This is a genomic window from Cupriavidus taiwanensis (assembly GCF_900250115.1).
Taxonomy (GTDB): Bacteria; Pseudomonadota; Gammaproteobacteria; order Burkholderiales; family Burkholderiaceae; genus Cupriavidus; species Cupriavidus taiwanensis_B.
In genome coordinates, this window is the sequence record NZ_LT984803.1 from 1,190,955 (window position 1) to 1,216,391 (window position 25,437).

The 25,437-nt window shown below is 69.1% G+C and carries 21 protein-coding genes and 1 tRNA gene; 17 read left to right on the forward strand and 5 right to left on the reverse strand.

Features of this window, described 5'->3' with window-relative positions; translation table 11 throughout:
• The first annotated feature begins 52 nt into the window (after positions 1-52).
• The 8 genes from CBM2586_RS05795 (at position 53) to CBM2586_RS05830 (ending at position 10,844) form a co-directional block, all read left to right on the forward strand.
• Positions 53-1,024 carry an acetyl-CoA carboxylase carboxyltransferase subunit alpha gene (locus tag CBM2586_RS05795; protein ID WP_115662467.1) on the forward strand — a complete coding sequence of 324 codons (972 nt, stop codon included), beginning with the start codon at positions 53-55 and terminating at the stop codon, positions 1,022-1,024.
• Entirely contained in the window at positions 990-2,441 is a 1,452-nt protein-coding gene (tilS, locus tag CBM2586_RS05800) for a tRNA lysidine(34) synthetase TilS (RefSeq protein ID WP_368667197.1), read from the forward strand. The genes CBM2586_RS05795 and tilS overlap by 35 nt, the downstream gene beginning before the upstream one ends.
• A gap of 143 nt (positions 2,442-2,584) precedes the next feature.
• Positions 2,585-3,838, forward strand: a complete 1,254-nt coding sequence (locus tag CBM2586_RS05805; RefSeq protein WP_092313717.1) for an aspartate kinase — start codon at positions 2,585-2,587, stop codon at positions 3,836-3,838.
• A gap of 129 nt (positions 3,839-3,967) precedes the next feature.
• Positions 3,968-4,061: transfer RNA gene (locus CBM2586_RS05810), tRNA-Ser, on the forward strand.
• Between the two features lie 278 nt (positions 4,062-4,339).
• Positions 4,340-5,269, forward strand: coding sequence for an adenylate/guanylate cyclase domain-containing protein (locus tag CBM2586_RS05815; RefSeq protein WP_115663779.1), 930 nt, complete (start codon positions 4,340-4,342; stop codon positions 5,267-5,269).
• Between the two features lie 217 nt (positions 5,270-5,486).
• Positions 5,487-8,990, forward strand: a complete 3,504-nt coding sequence (locus tag CBM2586_RS05820; RefSeq protein WP_115687009.1) for a pyruvate carboxylase — start codon at positions 5,487-5,489, stop codon at positions 8,988-8,990.
• Positions 8,991-9,259: 269 nt separating this feature from the next.
• Positions 9,260-9,835, forward strand: a complete 576-nt coding sequence (locus tag CBM2586_RS05825) for an acyloxyacyl hydrolase (RefSeq protein ID WP_115662464.1) — start codon at positions 9,260-9,262, stop codon at positions 9,833-9,835.
• A 133-nt stretch (positions 9,836-9,968) separates the two neighbouring features.
• The gene (locus CBM2586_RS05830) at positions 9,969-10,844 is read left to right on the forward strand and encodes a pirin family protein (RefSeq protein WP_115662463.1); all 876 of its coding nucleotides are present in this window, start codon (positions 9,969-9,971) and stop codon (positions 10,842-10,844) included.
• 74 nt (positions 10,845-10,918) lie between these two features.
• On the opposite strand, the gene CBM2586_RS05835 is transcribed toward CBM2586_RS05830, so the two are convergent.
• Both CBM2586_RS05835 and CBM2586_RS05840 read right to left on the reverse strand, forming a co-directional pair.
• Positions 10,919-11,317, reverse strand: coding sequence for a Zn-ribbon domain-containing OB-fold protein (locus CBM2586_RS05835; RefSeq protein ID WP_115662462.1), 399 nt, complete (start codon positions 11,315-11,317; stop codon positions 10,919-10,921).
• A 17-nt stretch (positions 11,318-11,334) separates the two neighbouring features.
• Entirely contained in the window at positions 11,335-12,501 is a 1,167-nt protein-coding gene (locus CBM2586_RS05840) for a thiolase domain-containing protein (RefSeq protein WP_115687010.1), read from the reverse strand.
• Between the two features lie 247 nt (positions 12,502-12,748).
• On the opposite strand from CBM2586_RS05840, the gene CBM2586_RS05845 reads away from it, so the two are divergent.
• From CBM2586_RS05845 to CBM2586_RS05880, 8 genes are all read left to right on the forward strand, one after another.
• A complete protein-coding gene (locus tag CBM2586_RS05845; protein WP_115687011.1) occupies positions 12,749-13,507 on the forward strand; it encodes an IclR family transcriptional regulator in 759 nt (252 codons plus the stop codon).
• Between the two features lie 147 nt (positions 13,508-13,654).
• Positions 13,655-15,268 carry an ABC transporter substrate-binding protein gene (locus CBM2586_RS05850; protein WP_115687012.1) on the forward strand — a complete coding sequence of 538 codons (1,614 nt, stop codon included), beginning with the start codon at positions 13,655-13,657 and terminating at the stop codon, positions 15,266-15,268.
• A 28-nt stretch (positions 15,269-15,296) separates the two neighbouring features.
• Positions 15,297-16,268 (forward strand): ABC transporter permease, encoded by a 972-nt coding sequence (locus CBM2586_RS05855; protein ID WP_115687013.1) that lies wholly within the window; start codon positions 15,297-15,299, stop codon positions 16,266-16,268.
• Positions 16,269-16,328: 60 nt separating this feature from the next.
• Positions 16,329-17,276 carry an ABC transporter permease gene (locus CBM2586_RS05860; protein WP_115687014.1) on the forward strand — a complete coding sequence of 316 codons (948 nt, stop codon included), beginning with the start codon at positions 16,329-16,331 and terminating at the stop codon, positions 17,274-17,276.
• Between the two features lie 10 nt (positions 17,277-17,286).
• Positions 17,287-18,249: an ABC transporter ATP-binding protein gene (locus CBM2586_RS05865; RefSeq protein ID WP_115687015.1), complete on the forward strand. Its 963-nt coding sequence runs from the start codon at positions 17,287-17,289 to the stop codon at positions 18,247-18,249.
• Positions 18,246-19,205: an ABC transporter ATP-binding protein gene (locus tag CBM2586_RS05870; protein WP_115687016.1), complete on the forward strand. Its 960-nt coding sequence runs from the start codon at positions 18,246-18,248 to the stop codon at positions 19,203-19,205. Before CBM2586_RS05865 ends, CBM2586_RS05870 begins: the two co-directional genes overlap by 4 nt.
• Before the next feature lie 162 nt (positions 19,206-19,367).
• Positions 19,368-20,411, forward strand: a complete 1,044-nt coding sequence (locus CBM2586_RS05875) for a porin (protein ID WP_115687017.1) — start codon at positions 19,368-19,370, stop codon at positions 20,409-20,411.
• A 2-nt stretch (positions 20,412-20,413) separates the two neighbouring features.
• A complete protein-coding gene (locus CBM2586_RS05880) occupies positions 20,414-21,262 on the forward strand; it encodes an N-formylglutamate amidohydrolase (RefSeq protein ID WP_115687018.1) in 849 nt (282 codons plus the stop codon).
• A 12-nt stretch (positions 21,263-21,274) separates the two neighbouring features.
• Here CBM2586_RS05880 and CBM2586_RS05885 read toward each other — a convergent pair whose 3' ends face one another.
• From CBM2586_RS05885 to wrbA, 3 genes are read right to left on the reverse strand one after another with little or no spacing between them, the layout of a single operon-like run.
• Entirely contained in the window at positions 21,275-22,693 is a 1,419-nt protein-coding gene (locus CBM2586_RS05885; RefSeq protein WP_115687019.1) for an FAD-binding oxidoreductase, read from the reverse strand.
• 19 nt (positions 22,694-22,712) lie between these two features.
• Positions 22,713-23,120, reverse strand: coding sequence for a DUF2069 domain-containing protein (locus CBM2586_RS05890; protein ID WP_115687020.1), 408 nt, complete (start codon positions 23,118-23,120; stop codon positions 22,713-22,715).
• Entirely contained in the window at positions 23,117-23,719 is a 603-nt protein-coding gene (gene wrbA, locus CBM2586_RS05895) for an NAD(P)H:quinone oxidoreductase (protein WP_115662451.1), read from the reverse strand. Before wrbA ends, CBM2586_RS05890 begins: the two co-directional genes overlap by 4 nt.
• A gap of 182 nt (positions 23,720-23,901) precedes the next feature.
• Between wrbA and CBM2586_RS05900 the strand changes: the two genes are divergently transcribed.
• The gene (locus CBM2586_RS05900; RefSeq protein ID WP_115662450.1) at positions 23,902-25,242 is read left to right on the forward strand and encodes a YihY family inner membrane protein; all 1,341 of its coding nucleotides are present in this window, start codon (positions 23,902-23,904) and stop codon (positions 25,240-25,242) included.
• Positions 25,243-25,437: the final 195 nt, after the last annotated feature.

The window sequence follows — 25,437 nt, forward strand, 5'->3', positions numbered from 1 at the left end:
CGGCCAATTTCCGGTAGAATGCGCCCCTTCACAGACAGGTACGTGTGATTTTATGAAAACCACCTTCCTGGATTTTGAGCAGCCCATTGCCGAACTCGAGGCAAAGATCGAAGAACTGCGCTTCGTGCAGGACGATTCGGCTGTCGATATTTCCGAAGAGATTTCGCGGCTGGCCGGCAAGAGCCAGCAGCTGACCAAAGACATCTATGCCAACCTGAGCCCGTGGCAGGTTGCGCAGATCGCCCGCCACCCCCAGCGCCCCTACACGCTGGACTACGTGCGCGAGATCTTTACCGATTTCCACGAACTGCACGGCGACCGCACCTTCGCCGACGACCTGTCGATCATCGGCGGCCTGGCACGCTTCAATGGCCAGTCGTGCATGGTGATCGGCCACCAGAAGGGCCGTGACACGAAAGAGCGCGCCATGCGCAATTTCGGCATGCCCAAGCCCGAGGGCTACCGCAAGGCCAAGCGCCTGATGGAACTGGCCGACAAGTTCGGGCTGCCGATCTTCACCTTCGTCGACACCCCGGGCGCGTTCCCCGGCATCGACGCCGAAGAGCGCGGCCAGTCCGAGGCCATCGGCCACAACCTGTATGTGATGGCCGGCCTGAAGGTGCCGCTGATCGCCACCATCATCGGCGAGGGCGGTTCGGGCGGCGCGCTGGCGATTGCCGTCGGCGACGTGGTGCAGATGCTGCAGTTCGCCACCTACGCGGTGATCTCGCCGGAAGGCTGCGCCTCGATCCTGTGGAAGACCGCCGAGAAGGCGCCGGAAGCCGCCGAGGCGCTGGGCCTGACCGCGCACCGCCTGAAGGCGCTGGGCCTGATCGACAAGATCGTGAGCGAGCCGCTGGGCGGCGCACATCGGGACTACAAGGGCATGGCGGCGCTGCTCAAGCGCTCGCTGGCCGAGTCGCTGCGCCAGTTCCAGGGCATGAGCGTGAAGGAGTTGCAGGCGCGCCGCTACGAGCGCCTGCTGGCCTATGGCAAGTTCAAGGAAACCGGCGCCCAGCAGTGACCCGTCCGCCCGGCTGACCGACAAGGTCGCACAGGCCCTGCAGGCCGGTGCGGCCTTTGTTGTTTCTGGCGGTGCCGCGGCGGCAGCGCCGACGGTGGCGGTGGCGCTGTCGGGCGGGCGCGACTCGGTCGCGCTGCTGCACGCCGCGCGTGCGGCGCTGGCGCAGGCGGGCGACGGCGCGCGCGTGGTGGCGCTGCACGTCCACCACGGCCTGCAGGCCGAGGCCGATGACTGGGACCGCTTCTGCGCCGCGCTGTGCGCGCACTGGCAGGTGGGCTATTTCGTGCGGCGCGTGTCGGTGCGGCCGGCGGCGGGCGAGGGCGTCGAAGCGGCCGCGCGCCGCGCGCGCTATGCCGCGCTGGCGGCGATGTGCGCCGACAGCGGCGCGCGCCTGCTGCTGTTTGCCCACCACCAGGACGACCAGGTCGAGACCGTGCTGCTGCGGCTGTTCCGCGGCGCCGGCGTGGCCGGCATGGCAGGCATGCCGGCGCTGCGCGCGCTGGATCCGCGCAGCGGCGTGACGCTGCTGCGTCCGTGGCTCGACGTGCCCCGCGCGGGCATCGAGGCATACTGCGCCGCCAACGCGCTGCAGTGGGTCGACGATCCATCCAATGCCGACGGCCGCTACGCGCGCAACGCCTTGCGCCAGCATCTGCCGGCGCTGCAGGCGGCGTTTCCGGCGCTGGCGCTCAACGTGGTGCAGGCCGCCGCGCATTTTGCCCAGGCCGGCGCGCTGATCGACCAGCTCGCCGGCACCGCGCTGGCGACGCTGGCGCGTGCCGGCCGCGATGCCGACACCCTGTCCGAACTCGACCTGCCCGGCCTGCGCGCGCTGCCGGCGGCGCAGGCCGATGCGGTGCTGCGCCTGTGGTTGCGCGACCTCGGTGTGCGCGCGCCGTCCACCGCCCGGCTGGCGGCGATGCGGGAACAACTGATTGCACACGCGGGCGGCGAGCCGGCCATCGCCCACGAAGGCCTGGTGCTGCGCCGCTTCCGCGAGCGCGTGCTGGCCTGCGTTCCGCCGCCGGCGGTGGCGCCCGCGCCCGTGCTGCTGGACTGGCGCGGCGAAGCGCGCATCGTCGTGCCCGCCTGGCGCGGCGAGCTCCGGTTTTTCCGCGACGACAGCTTCGGCGTGCCCGAAGCCGTGCTGCGCCAGCCGCTGCGCCTGGCCGCGCGCAGCGGCGGCGAGCGCATCGTGCTGCGCCCAGGCGGCCCGGCGCGGGCGCTGAAGCAGGCCTGCCAGGAAGCCGGCATCCCGGCCTGGCGCCGGGCCTGGCTGCCGCTCCTGTGGGCCGGCGACACGCTGGTGCTGGCCGCCGGCCTGGGCATGCATCGCCGCTGGCCCGAAGCCGCACCGGCACCGCGCTGGCGCGTGGCCTGGCACCCGCAGGCGCCAGTGGCACTGCCGCCGCGCTGACCTTGCCGAAGGGCGGTTCGATGGCGTGCGCCAGCCGCCGGCATCACATCCGGTCCGCGGCAGAATATCCCGTGCGCCTTGCCTGACCGGGCCGCTTCGTGTATTTTCAAGGGCTTTGCATAATCGCTGGCGTCGACAAGAAGATGGCTCTCATCGTTCACAAATACGGCGGCACTTCGATGGGTTCCACGGAACGCATCAAGAATGTCGCCAAGCGCGTGGCCAAGTGGCACCGCGCCGGTCACCGCGTAGTCGTGGTGCCTTCGGCCATGTCGGGCGAGACCAATCGCCTGCTGGGACTCGCCAAGGAAATTTCGCCGCAGCCCAATCCGCGTGAACTGGACATGCTCGCCTCTACCGGCGAACAGGCCAGCGTGGCACTGCTGGCGATCGCCCTGCACGGCGAGGACATCGACGCCGTCAGCTACACCGGCTGGCAGGTTCCGGTGAAGACCGACTCGTCGTACACCAAGGCCCGCATCGAATCGATCGACGACGAGCGCATCCTGGCCGACCTCGACGCCGGCCGCGTGGTCGTGATCACCGGCTTCCAGGGCATCGACGACGACGGCAACATCACCACGCTGGGCCGCGGCGGCTCGGACACCTCGGCCGTGGCCATCGCCGCCGCGATCGAGGCCGACGAGTGCCTGATCTACACCGACGTCGACGGCGTCTACACCACCGACCCGCGCGTGGTCGAGGACGCCCGCCGCCTGGACCAGATCACCTTCGAGGAAATGCTGGAAATGGCCAGCCTCGGCTCCAAGGTGCTGCAGATCCGCTCGGTGGAGTTCGCCGGCAAGTACCGCGTCAAGACCCGCGTGCTGTCGTCGCTGACCGACCCGCTTATGCCGCTCGAGCAGGAAATGCACTCGGGCACGCTGATCACTTTTGAGGAAGAAGACTCCACCATGGAAGCCGCTGTCATCTCCGGCATCGCCTTTGCCCGCGACGAAGCCAAGATCACCGTCCTGGGCGTGCCCGACAAGCCCGGCATCGCCTACCAGATCCTGGGCCCGGTCGCCGACGCCAATATCGACGTCGACATGATCATCCAGAACCAGTCCGTCGACGGCAAGACCGACTTCACCTTCACCGTGCCGCGCGGCGAGTACCAGCGCGCGCTGGCCATCCTGAACGATGGCGTGAAGGCGCACATCGGCGCCGGCAGCGTCTCGGGCGACCCCAAGGTGTCGAAGGTGTCGGTGGTGGGCGTGGGCATGCGCTCGCACGTCGGCATCGCCAGCAAGATGTTCCGCACGCTGTCGGAAGAGGGCATCAACATCCAGATGATCTCCACCTCGGAAATCAAGATCTCGGTGCTGATCGACGAGAAGTACATGGAGCTGGCCGTGCGCGCGCTGCACAAGGCCTTCGAACTGGAACAGGCGTGATCCGTTCGTAAGCTTTTCTGGCGAGGCCGCAAAATTTGTGTTGAGTCATCGATTTTTCATTGACCAACCCTGGTGGCATCGCTAGAATACGCGCTTCGTTGTGTGGCTCCCTCACACAACGCAAGTTTGGGAGACGTGGCCGAGAGGTCGAAGGCACTCCCCTGCTAAGGGAGCATCCGGGCCAAAACCTGGATCGAGGGTTCGAATCCCTCCGTCTCCGCCAATGACAACCGTCCTTGGCGGCGGAACCCCGGAAGATCGCGGTCTTCCGGGGTTTTGTTTTTTGTGCCCACGCAGGGCGCATCCCGCACCAGCGGCCATCCATCCGCGCTGCCTTGCGCCGCTCTCCTCATGCGTGCGCCGGTCTCCTCCCACGCCTTGTCCCGGCTTCATCCAGATTCATATTGAGCATCGGCCTTGCCGGTGCCAGAATTCCCTGCATGCGGGGCGTGGCGCCGGCACCTGGCCGGCTCACTGCGCGGGATGGGCGGACAGATCGGGATGCACATGGACCGGGAACTGCTGCACCAGGCGTCGGAGGGATCGGTACTGTTCGCGGATGTCAGCGGCAGTACGCGGCTCTATGAACGGGCAGGCAACGCGGCCGCCCTTGCCGCGGTCGGCCGTTGCATCGGTGCGATGAAATCCTGTTCCGAGGCCTCGCAAGGCCGGCTGGTCAAGACCATCGGCGACGAGGTCATGGTGCTGTTCCCGTGCGCCGAGCAGGCCTTGCAGGCGGCATTGGACATTCAGCGGGCGGTTGCCGAGCTGCCTCCCGTGGCCGGCTTCACCATGTCGTCGCACATCGGCTTCCACCATGGCCCGATCCTGTCCGACGCCTCCGGCGATGTCTTCGGCGATGCCGTGAACCTGGCCGCGCGGCTGTCCGGCCTTGCCGCGCGCGGCCAGATCATCACCAGCAAGGATGCGGTCGCGGACCTGCCCGCGCCGCTGCGCCAGCTGACGCGCTACCTGTACCCGATCCACGTGCGCGGCAGGGCGCAGCCGGTCGAGTTGTACGAGGCGATCTGGCAGCACGCCACCGACCTGACCCTGGTTGCGGGGTTCAAGGAGCCGCTGTCGCATGCCGCCTTCCTCACCTTGCGCTATCGGGACACCGTGATCGAGATGAACGCTGTCTCGGCGCCGGTCACCATCGGGCGGGACGCCGGCATGACCATCGTGGTGTCGGACCGCCTCGCGTCCCGGTTCCAGGCCATGGCCGAGCCGCGCGCCGGCCGCTATGTGCTGATCGACAGAAGCTCGAACGGCACCCATGTCAGCATGGACGGCGCCGAGCCATTCATTTTGCGCCGCGATGAGGTCACGCTGAGGGGGCATGGCTGGATCGGGTTTGGCCAGTGGACGGGGCCGAGCGCGGAGTGCATCGAGTTCGCCCTGCAGGTGGACAAGACCGGTGCGGCGCGATAGCGGGCATTCGCAGCAAGCGCCGCGGAATTTCAGTTTTGAATTCCATATGGACGTGGCGGGGTTGAAAAACCTCTTGTAAATCAACAAGAGCGGCGGTGGCTCGGTTCTTGCGCCCATCCGGATGCAGGCGCATGCTGGTTCCCGCCTGTCATCCGCCATTCCCGATCATCTGACTTTCCGTTTGCCACCGCGCACGGAGGGCTATTTTCTTGCCGCCATGGACTACCGCCCGATCCAATCCCTGCTGATTGCCAACCGTTCCGAGATCGCGATCCGCGTGATGCGCGCGGCTGCCGAGATGAATGTGCGCACGGTGGCGATCTATTCGAAGGAAGACCGCCTCGCGTTGCATCGCTTCAAGGCCGACGAAAGCTACCTGGTCGGCGAGGGCAAGAAGCCGCTGGCAGCCTATCTCGATATCGACGACATCCTGCGCATTGCGCGCCAGGCCGGGGTCGACGCGATCCATCCCGGCTATGGCTTCCTGTCGGAGAATCCGGAGTTCGCGCAGGCGGTGATCGATGCCGGCATCCGCTGGATCGGCCCGTTGCCGGAGGTGATGCGCAAGCTCGGCAACAAGGTCGCGGCGCGCAACGCGGCGATCGCCGCGGGCGTGCCGGTGATGCCGGCCACCGATCCGTTGCCGCATGACCTGGACGCGTGCAAGCGCCTCGCCGCCGGCATCGGCTATCCGCTGATGCTCAAGGCCAGCTGGGGCGGCGGCGGGCGCGGCATGCGCGTGCTCGAAAGCGAGCAGGACCTGGAGGGCGCGCTGGCCGCGGCGCGGCGCGAGGCGCTGGCGGCGTTCGGCAACGACGAGGTCTACGTCGAGAAGCTGGTGCGCAATGCGCGCCACGTCGAAGTGCAGGTGCTGGGCGATACCCACGGCAGCCTGGTGCACTTGTACGAGCGCGACTGCACCGTGCAGCGGCGCAACCAGAAGGTGGTCGAGCGCGCGCCGGCGCCGTATCTCGACGATGCCGGACGCGGCGCGCTGTGCGAGTCGGCGCTGCGGCTGATGCGCGCGGTTGGCTACACCCATGCCGGCACGGTCGAGTTCCTGATGGATGCCGACTCGGGCCAGTTCTACTTCATCGAAGTCAATCCGCGCATCCAGGTCGAGCACACGGTCACCGAGATGGTCACCGGCATCGATATCGTCAAGGCGCAGATCCGCATCACCGAGAGCGGCCATATCGGCATGACCGAGAACACGCGCGATGCCGACGGCAAGATCGTAGTGCGCGCCGCGGGCGTGCCGGTCCAGCAGGATATCCATCTGAACGGCCACGCGCTGCAGTGCCGGATCACCACCGAGGACCCGGAGAACGGTTTCCTGCCGGACTACGGTCGCCTGACCGCGTATCGCAGCGCCGCGGGCTTCGGCGTGCGGCTCGATGCGGGCACCGCCTATGGCGGCGCGGTGATCACGCCGTACTACGACTCGCTGCTGGTCAAGGTCACCACCTGGGCGCCGACCGCGCCGGAATCGATGCGGCGCATGGACCGCGCGCTGCGCGAGTTCCGCATCCGCGGCGTCGCGTCGAACCTGCAGTTCCTCGAGAACGTCATCAACCATGCCGCGTTCCGTTCGGGCGACGTCACCACGCGCTTTATCGACAAGACCCCCGAACTGCTGGCCTTTGCCAAGCGCCAGGACCGCGCCACCAAGCTGCTGCGCTACCTGGGCGAAGTCAGCGTCAACGGGCACCCGGAGCTGAGCGGGCGCGCGCTGCCGTCGCTGCCGCTGCCCACGCCGGTGTTGCCGGCGATCGACAACAGCGCTGCGCTGCCGTACGGCACGCGCGACCGTCTGCGCGAGCTGGGCGCCGAGAAATTCTCGCGCTGGATGCTGGAGCAGAAGCAGGTGCTGCTGACCGACACCACCATGCGCGACGCGCACCAATCGCTGTTCGCCACGCGCATGCGCACCGCCGACATGCTGCCGATCGCGCCGTTCTATGCGCGCGAGCTGTCGCAGCTGTTCTCGCTGGAGTGCTGGGGCGGCGCTACCTTCGACGTGGCCCTGCGCTTCCTCAAGGAAGACCCGTGGCAACGCCTGGAGCAGCTGCGCGAACGCGTGCCCAACGTGCTGTTCCAGATGCTGCTGCGGGGCTCCAATGCGGTGGGCTACACCAACTATGCCGACAACGTGGTGCGCTTCTTCGTGCGCCAGGCGGCCAGCGCCGGCGTCGATGTGTTCCGCGTGTTCGATTCGCTCAACTGGGTGCGCAATATGCGCGTGGCGATCGATGCGGTGGGCGAGAGTGGCGCGCTGTGCGAGGGCGCGATCTGCTATACCGGCGACCTGTTCGACCCGAAGCGTTCCAAGTACGACCTGAAGTACTACGTCGGCATCGCGCGCGAGCTGCAGCAGGCCGGCGTGCATGTGCTGGGCATCAAGGACATGGCCGGGATCTGCCGGCCGCAGGCGGCCGCGGCGCTGGTCAAGGCGCTCAAGGAAGAGACCGGGCTGCCGGTGCACCTCCACACGCACGACACCAGCGGCATCTCGGCGGCCTCGGCGCTGGCGGCGATCGAGGCCGGCTGCGATGCGGTCGACGGCGCGCTCGACGCGATGAGCGGGCTCACCTCCCAGCCCAACCTGTCGAGCATCGCCGCGGCGCTGGCCGGCAGCGAGCGCGACCCGGGCCTGAGCCTGGAGCGGCTGCACGAAGCCTCGATGTACTGGGAGGGGGTGCGCCGCTACTACGCGCCGTTCGAATCCGAGATCCGCGCCGGCACCGCCGACGTGTACCGCCACGAGATGCCGGGCGGGCAGTACACCAACCTGCGCGAGCAGGCGCGCTCGCTCGGCATCGAGCATCGCTGGACCGAGGTCTCGCGTGCCTACGCCGAGGTCAACCAGATGTTCGGCGATATCGTCAAGGTGACGCCGACCTCCAAGGTGGTCGGCGACCTGGCGCTGATGATGGTGGCCAACGACCTGAGCGCGGCCGATGTGTGCGACCCGGGCAAGGAGATCGCCTTCCCGGAGTCGGTGGTGTCGCTGTTCCGGGGCGAACTGGGCTTCCCGCCCGACGGCTTTCCGGCGGCGCTGTCGCGCAAGGTGCTGCGCGGCGAGCCGCCCGCGCCGTACCGGCCCGGCGACCAGATCGCGCCGGTCGACCTCGATGCGGCCCGCGCCGCCGGCGCGGCCGCGTGCGAGCAGCCGCTCGACGACCGCCAGCTGGCCTCGTACCTGATGTATCCCAAGCAGGCGGCCGAGTACCACGCCCATGTGCGCCAGTACAGCGATACCTCGGTGGTGCCGACGCCGGCCTACCTGTACGGCCTGCAGCCGCAGGAAGAAGTGGCCATCGACATCGAGCCCGGCAAGACCTTGCTGGTGTCGCTGCAGGGCACCCACCCCGATGCCGACGAAGGCAAGATCAAGGTCCAGTTCGAGCTGAACGGGCAATCGCGCACCACGCTGGTCGAACAGCGCAGCACCGCGCAGGCCGCCGCGGCGCGCCAGGGCCGGCCGGTGGCCGAGCCCGATAATCCGCTGCATGTCGCCGCGCCGATGCCGGGGTCGATCGTGACGGTGGCGGTGCAGCCCGGCCAGCGCGTGGCCGCGGGCACCACGCTGCTGGCGCTGGAGGCGATGAAGATGGAGACCCATATCGCCGCGGACCGGGATTGCGAGATCGCCGCGGTGCACGTGAAGGCGGGCGATCGGGTGGCGGCGAAGGACCTGCTGGTGGAACTGAAGGACTGACCTCGGCGGCGTGGCCCGCCGCACCGGTGCGGGCCAACCATGGAACCCCGGAAGACTTCGGTCTTGCCGGGGTTTTTTGTCTGGATGACGCTGCAGCCAGGCGGCCATGCCTGGTCTTCGGGCGCGTCTCGCAACATTGTTCCGGCTTTGGAACGCTGTGTTTGCCTGAAACGGGCTTCTGCAATGTCGAAGCGCTGCTATCGTGTCGAGCCGTGATCAAAACCAAGTGGTGGCGCGTCAAGCTTGCAGGCGCTGCCCGACATAGACGGATGTCAGTGAAGACAAAGACAGTGCCAGGGCGACTGCCGCGCGCGGCCCTGGTGTCGTTGGCGGCTTGCCTGCTGGCGCTGCCGTCCGCCGCCGGCGCCGCGGCATTCTCGATGCAGGCGGGCTATGGGCGCGACAGCCGGCACGGCGTGGAGAAATACGAAGTGTCGGCGCGCTGGGACGAGATCGTGCAGTGGCAGCTGTCGAGCCGGCTGGCGCTGGCGCTGGATGGCGAAGTCAACGTTGCCAGCTGGCGCGCGCTGTCGTCGCGGCCGTCGAGCCAGTTGATGGAGTTCGGCGTGTCGCCGATCTTCCGGCTCAGCTATGCGGGTGAACATGTCACGCCGTTCGTCGAAGCCTCGGTGGGCCTGCGCGTGCTCAGCCACACCGAGATCGCCGGCGGCCATCGCATGGGCTCGGCGTTCCAGTTCTCCGACATGATCGGCGTGGGCCTCGCCTTCGGCAAGGCACAGCGGCTGACGATCGGCTATCGCTTCCAGCACCTGTCCAACGCCGGCATCCAGGAACCCAATCCCGGCACCGACTTCAGCATGGGTTACCTGCGCTACCGTTTCTGACGGCCGGCGGCATCGTTCCAGCCACAGGACGCTGCATCGCAATCCCGCCGCCTACCGCGCGCGGTCGGCGGCACCTATGATCGCTTCATGGATCATTGCCGGCCCTGCGTAGCCGGCATTCTCGGAGATCGACATGAAGCGCATTCTGGGTGTCTACAGCGCACCGCGTCCGCACTGGGTCGGGGATGGTTTCCCGGTGCGCTCGATGTTCTCGTACACCAGCCACGGCAAGCAGCTCAGCCCGTTCCTGCTGCTCGACTACGCCGGACCGGCCGAGTTCACGCCGACGCAGCGTCCGCGCGGCGTGGGCCAGCATCCGCACCGCGGCTTCGAGACCGTGACCATCGTCTACAAGGGCGAGGTCGCGCATCGCGACTCGACCGGGCAGGGCGGGGTCATCGGTCCGGGCGACGTGCAGTGGATGACGGCGGGCGCCGGCATCCTGCATGAAGAGTTCCACTCGCCGGCGTTTACGCAAAGCGGTGGCGCGCTGGAGATGGTGCAGCTGTGGGTCAACCTGCCGGCGCGCGACAAGATGGCCGCGCCGGGCTACCAGGCCATCGTCGACCGCGATATCCCGGCGGTACCGATGCCCGCTGGCGCCGGCACCGTGCGCGTGATCGCCGGCGAGTACGAAGGCAAGCGCGGCCCGGCACGCACCTTTACGCCGATGCACGTGTGGGACATGCGCCTGAACCAGGGTGCCCCCACGCGCGTGGCGCTGCCGGAGGGCTGGCATACCGCGCTGGTGGTGCTGCGCGGCAAGGTCACGGTCAACGCCGAGGCCACCGTGCGCGATGCCGAGATGGTGGTGCTGGATGGCGCCGGCGATGCGGTCAGCATCGAGGCCGGCACCGATGCGGTGGTGCTGCTGCTCAGCGGCGAGCCGATCGACGAGCCCATCGTCGGCCACGGCCCGTTCGTGATGAACACCGAGGCGGAAATCGCCGAGGCGTTCAGCGACTTCAGCAGCGGCCGCTTCGGCAGCATGGCCGCGGGCCGGCAGTAGGCAACCGGCAGCAAAGGGGCCGCGGCAGAGGGCGGCAGGTGGCGGGCGCAACGCCCGCTACCCGCCGCGCCGTCTCAGGCGAGCGTGAAGGTCGGCACCGGTGCGCCGCCGTCGCTGGGCGAGAACCTGACCTGCACCTTCTGGCCGATTCGCACCGTGTCGAGATCGCAGTCGACGATATGGGTCATCATGGTCACGCCTTCTTCCAGCTTCACGTAGGCGATGCAGAACGGGTTGGGGCCGGCACGGCGCGTCACGCTGTAGGTGTAGATGGTGCCGCGGCCGCTGGCCTGCTGCCACGAGGTGGTGCCCATGCAGAACGGGCACAGCACGCGCGGATACCAGTGCGGCTTGCCGCAGTCGTCGCAGACCTTGACCAGCAGCTTGCCCTCGCGCGCGGCCTGCCAGAACGGCAGGTTGTCGGGCTGTTCGTCGGGCGCCTTGTAGACGGCGGGGATGTGTGGGGTCGTCATGTCAGTGCTCCCGCGCTTTATTCACGTTCAAGGATCAGGGTGGCGCTGCCGTGGCGCGAGCCCAGGTAGCCGCCGGTGCCTTGCGCCAGCGCGAGGTTGCAATTGGCGACCTGCACCGCGGGGTGGGCCTCGCCGCGCAGCTGGCGCACGGCTTCGATGACCTTGGTGATGCCGCCGCGGTTGGCCGGGTGGTTGTTGCACAGGCCGCCGCCATCGGTATTGAACGGCAGCTTGCCGACGCCCGAGATCAGGTTGCCGTCGGCGACGAACCTGCCGCCTTCGCCCTTGTTGCAGAAGCCCAGGTCTTCCAGCTGCATCAGCACGGTGATGGTGAAGCTGTCGTAGATCGACGCGTACTTGATATCGGCCGGGGTCACGCCCGCTTCGGCAAACGCCGTGGCGCCCGAGAAGCGCGCGCCGGACCAGCTCAGGTCGACTTCGCCGCCGAGCTGGCCCTTGATGTATTCGCCGGCGCCGCGGATCTTCACCTTGGGCCGCTGCAGCGTCGCGGCGATCTCCGGACGCGCCACCACCAGCGCGCCGCCGCCGTCCGAGACCACGCAGCAGTCCAGCTTGTGCAGCGGATCCGAGATCATCGGCGAGTTCAGCACGTCTTCGACCGTGACCACGTCGCGCAGCATGGCGTGGGGGTTGTGCTGGGCGTGGTGCGACGCCGCCACCTTGACCCAGGCAAGCTGCTCGGCGGTGGTGCCGTACTCGTGCATATGGCGCATCGCCGCCATTGCGTACAGGTTGACCGTGACCGGGCTGAACGGGGCCTCGAACGGCAGGTCGGGCAGGTTGGCGCCCCAGTTGCGCGCCTGCGTGCCGGTGGAGCCTTCCGAGCGCGGCCGGCCCGCCAGCGTGATCAGCGCGACGTTGCACTTGCCGGCGGCGATCGCCTGCGCGGCGTGCGAGACATGGACCAGGTAGGCCGAGCCGCCCGTATCGGTGGAATCGACATGGCGCACCTTCAGGCCGAGGTAATCGACCATGTTGACCGCGCCCAGCCCGGGCGCGTCGCCGGCGCAGAAATAGCCGTCGACATCGGCCAGCGTCAGGCCGGCGTCCTGCAGCGCGCCCTTGGCGCTCTCGGCGTGCAGTTGTGCCACGGTCTTGTCGGGTGCCTTGCGGGTCGGGTGCTCGTAGGCCCCGACGATGTAGGCCTTGCCGTTGATGCTCATCTGATCTCCTTCGGTGCGTCAGGTGGTGCCAGCGCGAGGGCGGGGCGATGCTGGCACGGCGATCCCGAGAGTATTGCGTAGCTTGCCCGCTGCGTTGTATTCGGAAGTGCCGAAGGGTGTATTCGGTGTAGCGGTGCAGGGGGGGACGCTGCCATCCAGGCCTGGCGCGAGGCACTTGCAGCGCGAACGATTGCGACGGCCGCTACAATCTGCGCTGGATATTTCTGAATCTGAACGAAAAGGATCGATGACCTACATCGTTGAAGCGGTGGACGAGGCCCTGGGCCTGCTGATGCTGGTGGCCGAGCACCCATCGCTGGGCGTGACCGAACTGGCACGGCGCGCCGGACTGACCAAGGCGCGCGCGTTCCGGCTGCTGACCACGCTCGAGCACCGCGGCCTGATCGCGCGCGAGTCGCCGGCGGCGGTCTACAAGCTCAGCTACAACGCGCTGCTGGTGGGCAATGCCGCGCGCGAGCAGTTCGACCTGGTCAAGCTGGTGGGCCCGCGTCTGGCGGCGATCGGCGCGGCCTGCGGCGAAAACGTGATCGTGCGCGTGCGCGACGGGCTCGAGTCGGTGTGCGTGACGCGGCACGAGTCGACGCAGTCGGTGCGGGTGCATACCGAGATCGGCAACCGGCGGCCGCTGCATGTGGGGGCCTCCGGCAAGCTGCTGCTGGCGTTCGCCGCACCAGAGGTGGTGGAGGCAGTGCTGGCGCGACAGCTGGAACGCTTCACCGCCAAAACCATCATCGAGCCGCAGGCGCTGCGCGAGGAACTGGCGGCGATCCGTGCCGCCGGCTATGCCGTCTCGGTGGGCGAGCGCGATGCCGACGCCGTCTCCGCCGCCGCGCCGCTGCGCGACCACAGCGGCGCGGCGGTGGCGTCGCTGAGTATTGCCAGCCCGGCCAGCCGCACCACCCGGCAGGCGCTGGACCGCCATGTGGCGATGGTGGTGGCCGAGGCCGCCAACCTGTCGCGGGCACTCGGCTACGCGGGCGGCTGAGCCCGGTACCGCGCGGCCAGCTCGCGCGCACTCCGTCCAGACGGCGCTTCGGCGCCGTTTTTTTTTGCCTGATGCGTGCCGCGGGGGTAAACCCTGCTTATCGGGGGCGGCCTTGATGTCTTATCCTTTGATACGCGGTATCACTGAATGAAACAATGTATCGGGACCGCCGCGGCGCTGCCGGCCGGCGCGCACGCCGCGCAAGCCACGCATGCCACACAGGCCGCCGACCTGCGCATCGGCTACAAGGCCGAGATCAGCGCCGCCGATCCCCATGTGCTCGACCCCGCCGGGCGCAACCTGTGGGGCCATGTCTACGAGACCCTGGTCGGCCTGGACAACACGCTGCGCCCGGTGCCGCTTCTGGCAACCGCCTGGCGCCAGCTGGACGACCGTACCTGGGAATTCCGGCTGCGTGCCGGCGTGCGCTTCAGCAATGGCGAGCCTTTTACCGCCGAGGACGCGCGCTACTCGATCGAGCGCGCCATCAAGCTGCCGGGCGCGCGCACCTTCCGCACCTACCTCAAGTCGGTCGCAGCGGTCGAGGTCACCGGGCCGCTGACGCTGCGCGTGCGCACGCGCTCGCCCAACCCGGTGCTGCCGCAGAACGTGGGCATGGTGGCAATGCTGCCGCGCTCGCTCGGTGCGAACGCGCGCGAGGCCGATTTCGCCCATGGCAGCGCCGCCATCGGCACCGGCCCGTACCGGCTGGTGGCGTGGGAGCATGGGCAGCAGCTGACGCTGTCGCGCAACCCGGGCTACTGGGGCGGGGCGCAGCCGTGGCAGCGGGTGGTGTTCCAGTTCATCCCGAAGGAGCCGGCGCGGGCCTCGGCGCTGCTGTCCGGACTGGTCGACGTGATCGACGCCTCGTCGGCCAGCATTGCCGATGCCTTTGCGCGCACCAATGGCCGCATCCGCATCGTCTCGGCCACCTCGTACATGCTGAACTACCTGCAGCTGGACCAGGCCCGCACGGTCTCGCCTTATGTGCAGGATCACGCCGGCCGGCCGCTGGCGGCCAACCCGTTGCGCGACGTGCGGGTGCGGCAGGCGATCAGCCTGGCAATCGACCGCGACCTGATCGCCGCGCGCGTGACCAAGGGCGATTCGGTGCCGGCCGGGCAGATGGTGCCGCAGGGCTTCTTCGGCTTTGCCCCGGCGGTGGCGGCGCCGCGCGCCGACGTCGAGCGGGCGCACCGGCTGCTGGCGCAGGCCGGCTATCCGCAGGGCTTCCGCCTGACGCTGCATTGCCCCAACGACCGCTACCTGAACGACGCCAAGACCTGCGAAGCGATCGGGCAGATGCTGACCCGCGCCGGCATCCGCACCGAGGTGCGCACGCTGCCGTATTCGGTCTATATCACCCGCGCCACCTCCGGCGGCGCCGGCGGCAAGCCGGAGTTCAGCGCCTTCCTGCTCGGCATCGGCGCGGTCAGCGGCGATTCGCTGGAGCCGCTGGTGGCGGTGGCGCATGCGCAGGACAAGGCCGCCGGGCTGGGCGCCAACAACCGCAGCGGCTATGCCAACGCCGCCGTCGACGCGCTGATCGGGCAGGCCATGCGCACCATGGCACCGGCCCCGCGCGAACTGGCGCAGCAGGGCGCGGCGCAGCGGCTGGCGGCCGACGCCGGCATCGTCCCGCTGCATCACCTGCGCGCCGCCTGGGCCTATCGCGACGGGCTCGCGGTGCAGCCGCGCAGCGACGGCTTCACCTACGCCGGCAACATCCGCCCGGCACCGCCGGCGCTTCCACAACGCTGATCACGCCATCGCATACCGGGCCTTCCCCATGCTTGAAACCTTACTCAAACGCCTGCTGCAGAGCATCGCGGTGCTGTGGACCATGTCGGTGCTCACGTTCTGCGCGGTCAACCTGATCGGCGACCCGGTGCACCTGCTGGTCAGCCCCACCGCCACCGAGCAGGAGATCGCCGAGGCGCGCCATGCGCTCGGCCTCGACCTGCCCGTGGCGCAGCAGTACCTGCGTTTTCTCGCGGGCGCGCTGCGCGGCGACCTCGGTGACTCCTTCGTCTACAACCGGCCCGCGATCGAGCTGATCGTCAGCCGCGTGCCGGCCACGCTGGAGCTGGCGGTGACGGCGCTGCTGCTGTCGCTGGGCATCGGCATCCCGATGGGCGTCTATGCCGGCCTGAAGCCGCACGGCCGGCTGGCGCGGATGCTGATGGCGGCTTCGCTGGGCGGCGTGATCATGCCGACCTTCTGGATCGGCATGATCGGCATCCTGGTGTTCTCGGTGAACCTGGCATGGCTGCCGTCAGGCGGGCGCGGGCCGGTCAGCACCGTGCTGGGCGTGCCGCTGTCGGTGACCAGCTGGGAGGGCATCCGCTTCCTGCTGCTGCCGGCGCTGACCCTGTCGCTGTTCAAGATCTCGCTGGTGGCACGGCTGACCCAGGCCGGCACGCGCGAGGTGGCGGGGCAGGAGTACATCAAGTTTGCCCGCGCCAAGGGTGTAGGCGGCGCGCGGCTGGTGCTGCGCCACGTGGTGCCCAATGTGCTGATCCCGATCGTGACCGTGGTCGGGCTGGAGTTCGGCCACCTGATCGCCTTCTCGGTGGTGACCGAGTCGGTGTTCTCGTGGCCCGGCATGGGCAAGCTGATCATCGATTCGGTGCTGGCGCTGGACCGCCCGGTGGTGGTGGCTTACCTGCTGGTCACGCTGCTGCTGTTCGTGGTGCTGAACCTGGTGGTCGACCTGCTGTACGTGGTGCTCGACCCGCGCCTGCGGCACAAGGCGGCGTAGCCACCGCCGCGTCCGTTCCCCGCTATCGAAGACCGAATACCGAAGACCGAGACTGAACCGATGTCCCTGCCTCTTGCCGAAAACGATGAAGCCGCTCCCGCGCTCCCCACGCTCGTGCCGGCGCCAGCCGCCGCGCCGCCGGCACGGCCTGCGCTGCTGCGGCGCTTCTGCGCCAGCCGCGTCGCCGCCGCCGCGCTGGCATTGCTGCTGGCGCTGCTGCTGGTGGCAGTGCTGGCCCATGCGCTCAGCCCGCAGAACCCCTATGACCTCGCCACGGTGTCGGTGATCGATGCCGAGCTGCCGCCGGGCAGCACCGGCTACGAAGGCCAGGCGCACTACTGGCTGGGCACCGACGGCGCCGGGCGCGACCTGCTCAGCGCCATCTTCTACGGCATCCGCATCAGCGTGGGGGTGGGCGTGATCAGCGCGGTGGTGGCGCTGATGGTGGGCAGCGCGGTGGGGCTGGCCGTGGCCTACTTCGGCGGCGTGGTCGATGCCGCCATCATGCGCGTGGTCGACCTGCAGCTGAGCCTGCCGGCGGTGCTGGTGGCGCTGATCCTGCTGGCGGTGCTGGGGCAGGGCGTCGACAAGACCCTGCTGGCGCTGGTGATCGTGCAATGGGCCTACTTTGCCCGCACCGTGCGCGGCGCGGCGCAGGTGGAGCGGCGCAAGGAGTATGTCGAGGCCGCGCTGGGCCAGGGGCTGCCGGCGCTGCGGGTGATGTTCCGCCATATCCTGCCCAACTGCATGGCGCCGCTGGTGGTGACCGGCACGCTGCAGATCGCGCATGCGATCACGCTCGAGGCCACCATGAGCTTCCTCGGCATCGGCCTGCCGCGCACGCAGCCGTCGCTGGGCATGCTGATCGCCAATGGCTTCGAGTACATGCTGTCGAACAAGTACTGGATCAGCGTGTTCCCGGGCGCGGCCCTGGTGCTGCTGATCGGCTCGATCAACCTGGTGGGCGACCGCCTGCGCCGCGTGCTCAACCCGCGGCTGGAAGCGTAAGGAGCCCGGCATGGCACTACTGGAAGTTGCGGGGCTGAGCACCAGCTTCGGGTTCGCGCACGGCGCCGTCAAGGCGGTCGACGGCGTGTCGTTCACGCTGGAGCCGGGCGAGATCCTGGGGATCGTCGGCGAATCCGGCTCGGGCAAGTCGGTGACGGCGTTCTCGCTGATGAACCTGCTCGATCCGCCCGGGCGCGTCACCGGCGGCTCGGTCCGCTTCAAGGGGCAGGAGCTGCTGGCATGTTCGCCGCGCCAATGGCAGGCGCTGCGCGGCGACCGCATTGCGATGGTGTTCCAGGACCCGATGATGTCGCTCAACCCGGTCATGCGCGTGGGCGACCAGCTCGCCGAGACCGTGCTGGTGCACCACCGCCGCACCCGCGCGCAGGCACAGGCGCAGGCGGTCGATGCGCTGGCGCGGGTCGGCATCCCGGCGCCGCGGGAGCGCATGCGCGCCTATCCGCACGAGCTGTCCGGCGGCATGCGCCAGCGCGTGGCGATCGCCAACGCGCTGATCAACCGGCCCGACCTGATCATTGCCGACGAGCCCACCACCGCGCTCGACGTCACCATCCAGGCGCAGATCCTCTACGAGATGAAGCAGCTGGTGCGCGAGACCGGCGCCGCCGCGGTCTGGATCAGCCACGACCTTGCCGTGGTCAAGGACCTGGTCGACCGCGTCTGCGTGATGTACGCGGGCCGGGTGGTGGAGCAGGGGCCGGTCGCCGAGCTGATCAGGCGGCCGCTGCATCCGTACACGCGCGGCCTGCTCGATTCGCTGCCGACCCCGGCGATGCGCGGCGCCACCCTGCGCGCGATCCCCGGCGCGGCGCCGGCGCTGGCCGCGCTGCCGCCAGGCTGCGCCTTCGCGCCACGCTGCCCGCGCGCGCGTCCCGCGTGCGCCCAGGTTCCGGTCGAAACCACTATGCGCGGCCGCACGCTGCGCTGCTTTTATCCCCTGGAGGCGGCATGACGGTCATGCTCGAAGCGCACCACCTGCAGAAACGCTTTCTGCTCAAGCCCGGCCTGCTCGCGCGCATTGCCGGCAAGCCGGCGCAGGCGGTGCATGCCGTCAACGATGTCTCGCTGCAGGTGCGCCAGGGCGAGGTGCTGGGCGTGGTCGGCGAGTCCGGCTGCGGCAAGTCCACGCTGGGCCGCATGCTGGCCGGCCTGCTGCCGCAGACGGGCGGCGATATCGCGTGGGAGGGGCAGCGCGCCGACATCGCTTCGGCCGCCTATCACCGCGCGGTGCAGATGGTGTTCCAGAATCCGTATGCGTCGCTGAACCCGCGCCTGCGCATCGGCCAGGCCATCACCGAAGGCGCGGTCTACCACGGCCTGATCAAGCGCGCGCGCGCCGCCGCGGCCGCCGGCGAACTGCTGCAGCAGGTGGGGCTCGATCGCGGCTATGCCGAGCGCTATCCGCACGAGTTCTCCGGCGGCCAGCGCCAGCGCGTGGCGATCGCGCGCGCGCTGGCGCTGCGCCCGCGCCTGCTGATCTGCGACGAGGCCGTCTCCGCGCTCGATGTCTCGGTGCAGGCGCAGATCATCAACCTGTTCATGCAACTGCGGCGCGAGCACGCGCTGACCTATGTCTTCATCAGCCACAACCTGGCGGTGGTGGAGCATATGTCGGACCACGTGGTGATCATGTACCTGGGCCGCATCGTCGAAAGCGGCCCCGCGCGCGAGGTATTCGCCGCGCCCAACCATCCCTATACCCGCGCCTTGCTGGCCGACGCGCCGCGCCTGGGCGCCAGTCCGCCCGCGCACCAGCCGATCCGCGGCGAACTGCCCAGCCCGCTGGCGCCGCCGAGTGGCTGCGCCTTTCATCCGCGCTGCCCGCGCGCGAACGCACGCTGCAAGACGCAGGTGCCGCTGCTGCGCGATATCGGCGGACGCCTGTCCGCCTGCCACCTGAATGACTAGATAGCCGCCGCCCGGCGCGGTCTGCTCACGCTTCCGATCGAACGCTTCCATCCCGCCTGCGCGGGATGGGCGGGAGCGTGCGCGCTGCGCGCGCGGAACACGCGGCAGTTGCACCACAGAGGGGGATTTTTGCATGACAGACCACGACACGGGAGCAGCAGCATGAACGGTAGCCACACCTGGCGCGCACTCGCGCGCGCCTGCCTCGGCGGCGCGCTGGCGCTGGCATCGGCCGCGGCCGCGGCCGATGCAGCGGTGACGCTGTATGGCCGCATCGACACCGACATCGAATACCAGAAGGGGCCCGACGGCCGCGCCGCGCAGATGGCGGACAACGCCTCGCGCTGGGGCCTGCGCGGCAGCGAAGAGCTGGGCGGCGGCCTGCGCGCGGCATTCGGCCTGGAGCAGGGCTTCGGCGCCGACAACGGCGTCGCCACCAACCCGCAGTTCCGCAATGCCTTCGTCGGCCTGCAGGGCGGCTTCGGCGCGATCGCGCTGGGCCGGCTCGATTCCGCGACGATCGTGGGCTCGCCGATCTATTCCCAGGTGACGCAGAACATCGACTTCGCCATCCACGATGCGGGCGCCACCGCGATCGGCACCAGGGTGCTGAACGCGCGCAACCGCGTGTCGAATGCGCTGGGTTATATGACGCCGAGCTTCGGCGGCTTCTCGGTGCGCGCGCGCATGAACCTGGCGGGGCCGGATGCGACCACGCCCAATAACCGGCCGCCGGTGCAGGCAGAGGACGATTTCCGCCAGTTCGACCTGGGCCTGAACTACGCCGCCGGGCAGTTCGCGGCGGGCCTGGGCTATTCGCGCGATGGCAAGAGCGGCGGCCTGGTGGCCAACGATTTCCGCGACAAGGTGCAGGCGGTGGCTTCGTACGACTTCATCGTTGTCAACCTCTACGGCATCGTCGGGCGCGACCGCTACGCCGGCACCCCGACCACGCGCACCGACGTGCCGTACTGGTTGGTCGGCTTCTCGGTGCCGTACGGCCCCCACAAGCTCACCGTCAACTACATGCAGCGCGCGGTGCAGCGCGACCCGCAGGGCCGGCTCAGCAAGGTACAGGCCGGCTACGGCTACAGCCTGAGCAAGCGCACCATGCCCTACGTCTTCTTTGACCGCGAGGATCCCAACTCGCACCAGTCCGGCGACACCGTGACCACGGTGGGCGTCGGCATCCAGCACAAATTCTGACCATGACGCTTCCGTATTCGCTGACTGAACCGGCCGGGGCGGCACTGCCGCTGGTGGTGGATTCCCCGCACAGCGGCCTGCTGCATGCCGAGACGCTGCCGCTGGCGGCGCCGCCCGAGGCCCTGCTGTCGGGCTGGGACGCCTATGTCGACCAGCTCTTCGCGCATGCGCCGCGGGTGGGCGGCACCTTGCTGTGCGCGGACTTTCCGCGCTGGCTGGTCGACGTCAACCGCGCCCGCGACGATATCGACCCCGACCTGATCCATGGCGCCATGCCCTACCCGGTGCGCCCCAGCGACAAGTCCGGGCGCGGCATGGGCGTGCTGCGCCGGCTGGCGCTGCCGGGCGTGCCGGTCTACGGCGCGACGCTGTCGCCGCGCATGGCGGAATACCTGCTCAAGACCTACTACGACCCGTACCACGCGGCGCTGTCGGGGCTGCTGGCTCGGCACCATGCGCGCTGGGGCGCGGTTTGGCATCTCGACTGCCATTCGATGAAGTCGCGCGGCAATGCGATGAACGTCGACAACGGCGTCGCGCGGCCCGATTTCGTGCTCAGCAACGGCGACGGCGCGACCTGCTCGGCCGCATTCATCGAACTGGTGGCGGAATGCCTGCGCAGCCTTGGCTACAAGGTGGCCATCAACTGGCCGTACAAGGGCGCGCAGCTGATCCGCGCCTATGCCGAACCGGCGCAGCGGCGCCACAGCCTGCAGATCGAGATCAACCGGGCGCTCTACATGGACGAGGCCACGCTGGCGCAGCATGCGGGCTTCGCCGTGCTGCGCGGCCATCTCGACGCGCTGCTCGGGCACGTCGCGGCCCATATCCACACTGAACTGCGCCGCTGAGCGCAGGCGCGCTCACACCACCTTGCCGGGATTCATCAGCCCGAGCGGATCCAGCGCGCCCTTGATCGCCCGCATCATGGCAAGTTCGACTTCGCTCTTGTAATGCCGGTTTTCCTCGCGCTTGAGCTGGCCCAGGCCGTGCTCGGCCGAGATCGAGCCGTTATGCGAGCGCACGCTGTCGTGCACGATGCGGTTGACCTGGTCCTGGTGCGCGAGGAACTCATCGTGGGCGACGCCTTCGGGCGGCGCCACGTTGTAGTGCAGGTTGCCGTCGCCGAGATGGCCGAAGGTGACCATGCGCGCACCGGGAAAGGCGTTCTGCAGCAGCGCGTCGGTGCACTCGATAAAGTCCGCCACGCGCGATACCGGCACGGCGATGTCGTGCTTGATGTTCTTGCCGTCTGCCACCTGTGCCAGCGGAATATGCTCGCGCAGGTTCCAGAAGTCGTGCGACTGCTGCACCGATTCGGCCACCACCGCATCGGCGACCACGCCGGCGTCGAAGGCGGCCGACATCATGGTCTCGAAGATGCCGCGCGCATGGGCTTCGCTTTCGCTGTCGGACAGCTCCAGCAGCACCAGCTGCGGATGGATGTCGGCGAACGGATAGCGCAGCTGCGGGAAGTGCCGCGTCACCAGCGTCATGCTGAGCGCCGACATCAGCTCGAAGCCGGTCAGCATGGCGCCGGCGTGCGACTGGGCGATGGCCAGCAGCGCCAGCGCGGCGCGCGGGCTGTGCACCGCGGCCAGCGCCGTGACCGACGCGCGCGGCAGCGGGAACAGCTTCATCACCGCGGCGGTGATGATGCCCAGCGTGCCTTCGGCGCCGATGAACAGGTCGCGCAGGTCATAGCCGGTGTTGTCCTTGCGCAGGCCGCGCAGCCCGTGCCAGGTATCGCCCGCGGGCGTCACCACTTCCAGCCCCAGGCACAGCTCGCGCGTGTTGCCGTAGCGCAGCACCGCGGTGCCGCCGGCATTGGTCGACAGGTTGCCGCCGATGGTGCAGCTGCCCTCGGCCGCCAGGCTCAGCGGGAACAGCCGGCCGTGCTCGCGTGCCACCTGCTGCAGCTGCTGCAGTACCACGCCGGCCTCGACCGTGATGGTGTTGTTGAGCGGATCGACCTGGCGGATGCGGTTGAGCCGCTGCAGCGAGATCACCACCTGCGGCGTTCCTTCTACCGGCGTGGCGCCGCCGCACAGGCCGGTGTTGCCGCCCTGCGGCACCATGGCGATCCGGTGCGCGTGGCAGGCGTGGACCACCTCGGCCACTTCCGCGGTGGTGCCGGGGCGCAGCACCGCCAGCGCCTCGCCGCGGTAGCGCTTGCGCCAGTCGGTCAGGTAGGGCGCCTGGTCGGCCGCATCGGTCAGCACGTGCGGCGGGCCCAGCGCGGCGCGGCACAGTGCGAGGAAGGAGTCTTGAGGCGAGGTCATGGCGATGGTTGGACGCGATTCAGGACTTGGGCCCGGCAGCCCTGGCGGCGGCGCGGGCGCGGCGCTTGTACGGGCGCAGGTACAGGATGGTGCTGGCGAAGAACACCAGCGTCAGCGCCACCTCCACCCACGCCAGCGTGGACGAGGGCGCGCGGTCGCTGGTGGCGCGCACGATGCCTTCGGTGAAGAACAGTAGGATCAGCATCGACGACCACTGCATGGTGTAGCGGTTGCGCGTGAGCACGCCGCGCAGCGGCAGCAGCAGCGGCAGGAACTTGAGGATCAGCCATGAGCCGCCCGGCCGCAGCGGCGCCAGCAACCATTCCCAGGCGATGCACAGCGCCAGCAGCGCCAGCAGGCTGCCGACGCTGAGCCGGTACAGCCACGGGCTGTGCAGGGCCTGGTCGCTATCCGCGGCGGGCGTCATGCCTGCGCTCCGGCCAGGCGCAGCGCGGTCTGCGCCAGCCGGCGGCCCATGGCCATGGCCAGCGCCGCCTCGTCTTCGGTGACCGGGCCGCGGTTGTCGCCGTGGGCATGGTGGCTGGGGCCGTAGGGCGTGCCGCCCGAGGCCGTCGTCATCAGGCCCTTTTCGGAATAGGGCAGGCCCAGGATCAGCATGCCGTGGTGCAGCAGCGGCAGCATCATCGACAGCAGCGTGGTCTCCTGCCCGCCGTGCAGGCTGCCGGTGGCGGTGAACACGCAGGCGGGCTTGCCGGCGAGCGCGCCCGACAGCCACTGGGCCACGGTGCCGTCGAGGAAGTACTTCACCGGCGCGGCCATGTTGCCGAAGCGGGTCGGGCTGCCCAGCGCCAGCCCGGCGCATTCCTCCAGGTCGCGCAGTTCGGCATAGGGCGGGCCGTCGGCGGGGATGTCCGGCGCGGTGGCCTCGCATACGGTGGAAACCGGCGGCACCGTGCGCAGGCGGGCCTGGGCGCCGGCGACGCTGTCGACGCCGGTGGCGATCAGTTCGGCGAGCTTGCGGGTGCTGCCGTGGCGGCTGTAATACAGGACGAGGATCTCGGTCATGGAGCGGGACGGCCGGCGTTGAAGGGCAACGATGGGGGATGCGGGAGATGCCGGCAACAATGCGCGTATTATAGATGCGCCCCCCGCGCCATCTCCCGATGGCCCCGCGCTGCACGCGCAACGGGGTCATCCTTGAATCCGACAGACGAACCGACAGACCAGATCCAGGAGGTTGCTTGCGCATGATTGGAGCCCGCGTCGCCCGCCTGCGCCGGGAATGGAACCTGCAAAAGGTGCGTGCCCTGGCGCGCTATGCGCTGCGCCGCGCCGCCGAAGACCGGCTGCCGCAGGTCTCGGCCAGCCTGACCTTCACCACCGTGCTGGCGGTGGTGCCGGTGCTGACCGTGGCCTTCGCGCTGCTGGCCGCGTTCCCGGTGTTCCGCGACTTCCGCAACGCCATCGAGGCATTCCTGTTCCAGAACCTGATTCCCGGCAACGTCAGCGAATCGATCCAGCGCTATCTCGGCATGTTCGCCAAGAGCGCGCGCGGGCTGACCGCGATGGGCCTGGGCGGGCTGATGGTGACCTCGGTGCTGACCATGCTGACCGTGGAAGACGCGCTCAACGCGATCTGGCGCGTCAAGCAGCGCCGCCCGCTGGCGCAGCGGGTGCTGGTGTTCTGGGCGGTGCTGACCTTCGGCCCGGTGCTGATCGGCGCCAGCCTGTCGATCAGTTCCTACCTGATCTCGATCTCGGCCGGCTATGTCGGCACCATGCCGGTGGGGCTGGGCCTGCTGGTGGGCGCGGCGCCGGTGCTGCTGTCGGCGCTGGCCTTTGCCTTCCTGTACACGGCGGTGCCCAACGCCTATGTCGAGTGGCGCGATGCCATCGTGGCCGGGCTGGTCGCGGCGGTGGCGTTCGAGTTCGCCAAGCGTGGCTTCGGCTATTTCATCACCGAGATCCCGGCCTACACCGCGGTCTACGGCACCTTCGCCGCGCTGCCGCTGTTCCTGCTGTGGATCTACCTGAGCTGGCTGGTGACCCTGCTGGGCGCGACCATCGCCGCTAACCTGCCGGTGATCCGGCAGGGTTACTGGCGCCGCCGCAGCTTTGCCGGCAGCGAGTTCTTCGATGCGCTGGGCGTGCTGCTGCTGCTCTACCGCGCCCGCGACGAAGTGCCGCGCAGCGTCGGCGAACTGGACCTGGGGCGCACGCTGCGGGTCGAGGCCGATTACCTGGCCAGCCTGCTCGGCAAGCTCAAGGCCATGCACCTGGTCGGCCGCCTGCAGCAGGAGCGCGGCCAGGCTCACTGGGCGCTGCTGTGCGACCCGTCGCAGGTGACGCTGCGCACGTTGCACGACCGGCTGGTGCTGAACCTGCCGCGGCTGCCGCGCACGGCGCTGGCGCAGCATCTGCGCGGGGCGGATGCGCTCAAGTCGATCCTCGACAATCCGCAGCTGGACCAGACGCTGGAGGCGGTGTTCCGGCAGCAGCCGGTAGACCTGCCGCCGGCGCAGGGGGATGGTGCGGGGCAGCGGCGGACACTGGAGGTGGTGCCGCCCGGGTGGCATGGGCAGGTTTGATTTGGGCCGTGGCGGGGGACCCGGCCATGACCGGCCCGAGCCACGGATGCCGGGCAAACCTGCGGCGATGCCAGCGCCAATGCCATCAGCCAGTCGGTGGTCGATCGAGGTGGGACGATCGGTCAAGTAACTGTCCCGTTTTGTCAAACGGGCGGAAGCGCAAGCGCGTACCATCCTGACCCCTGTATCGAGCAC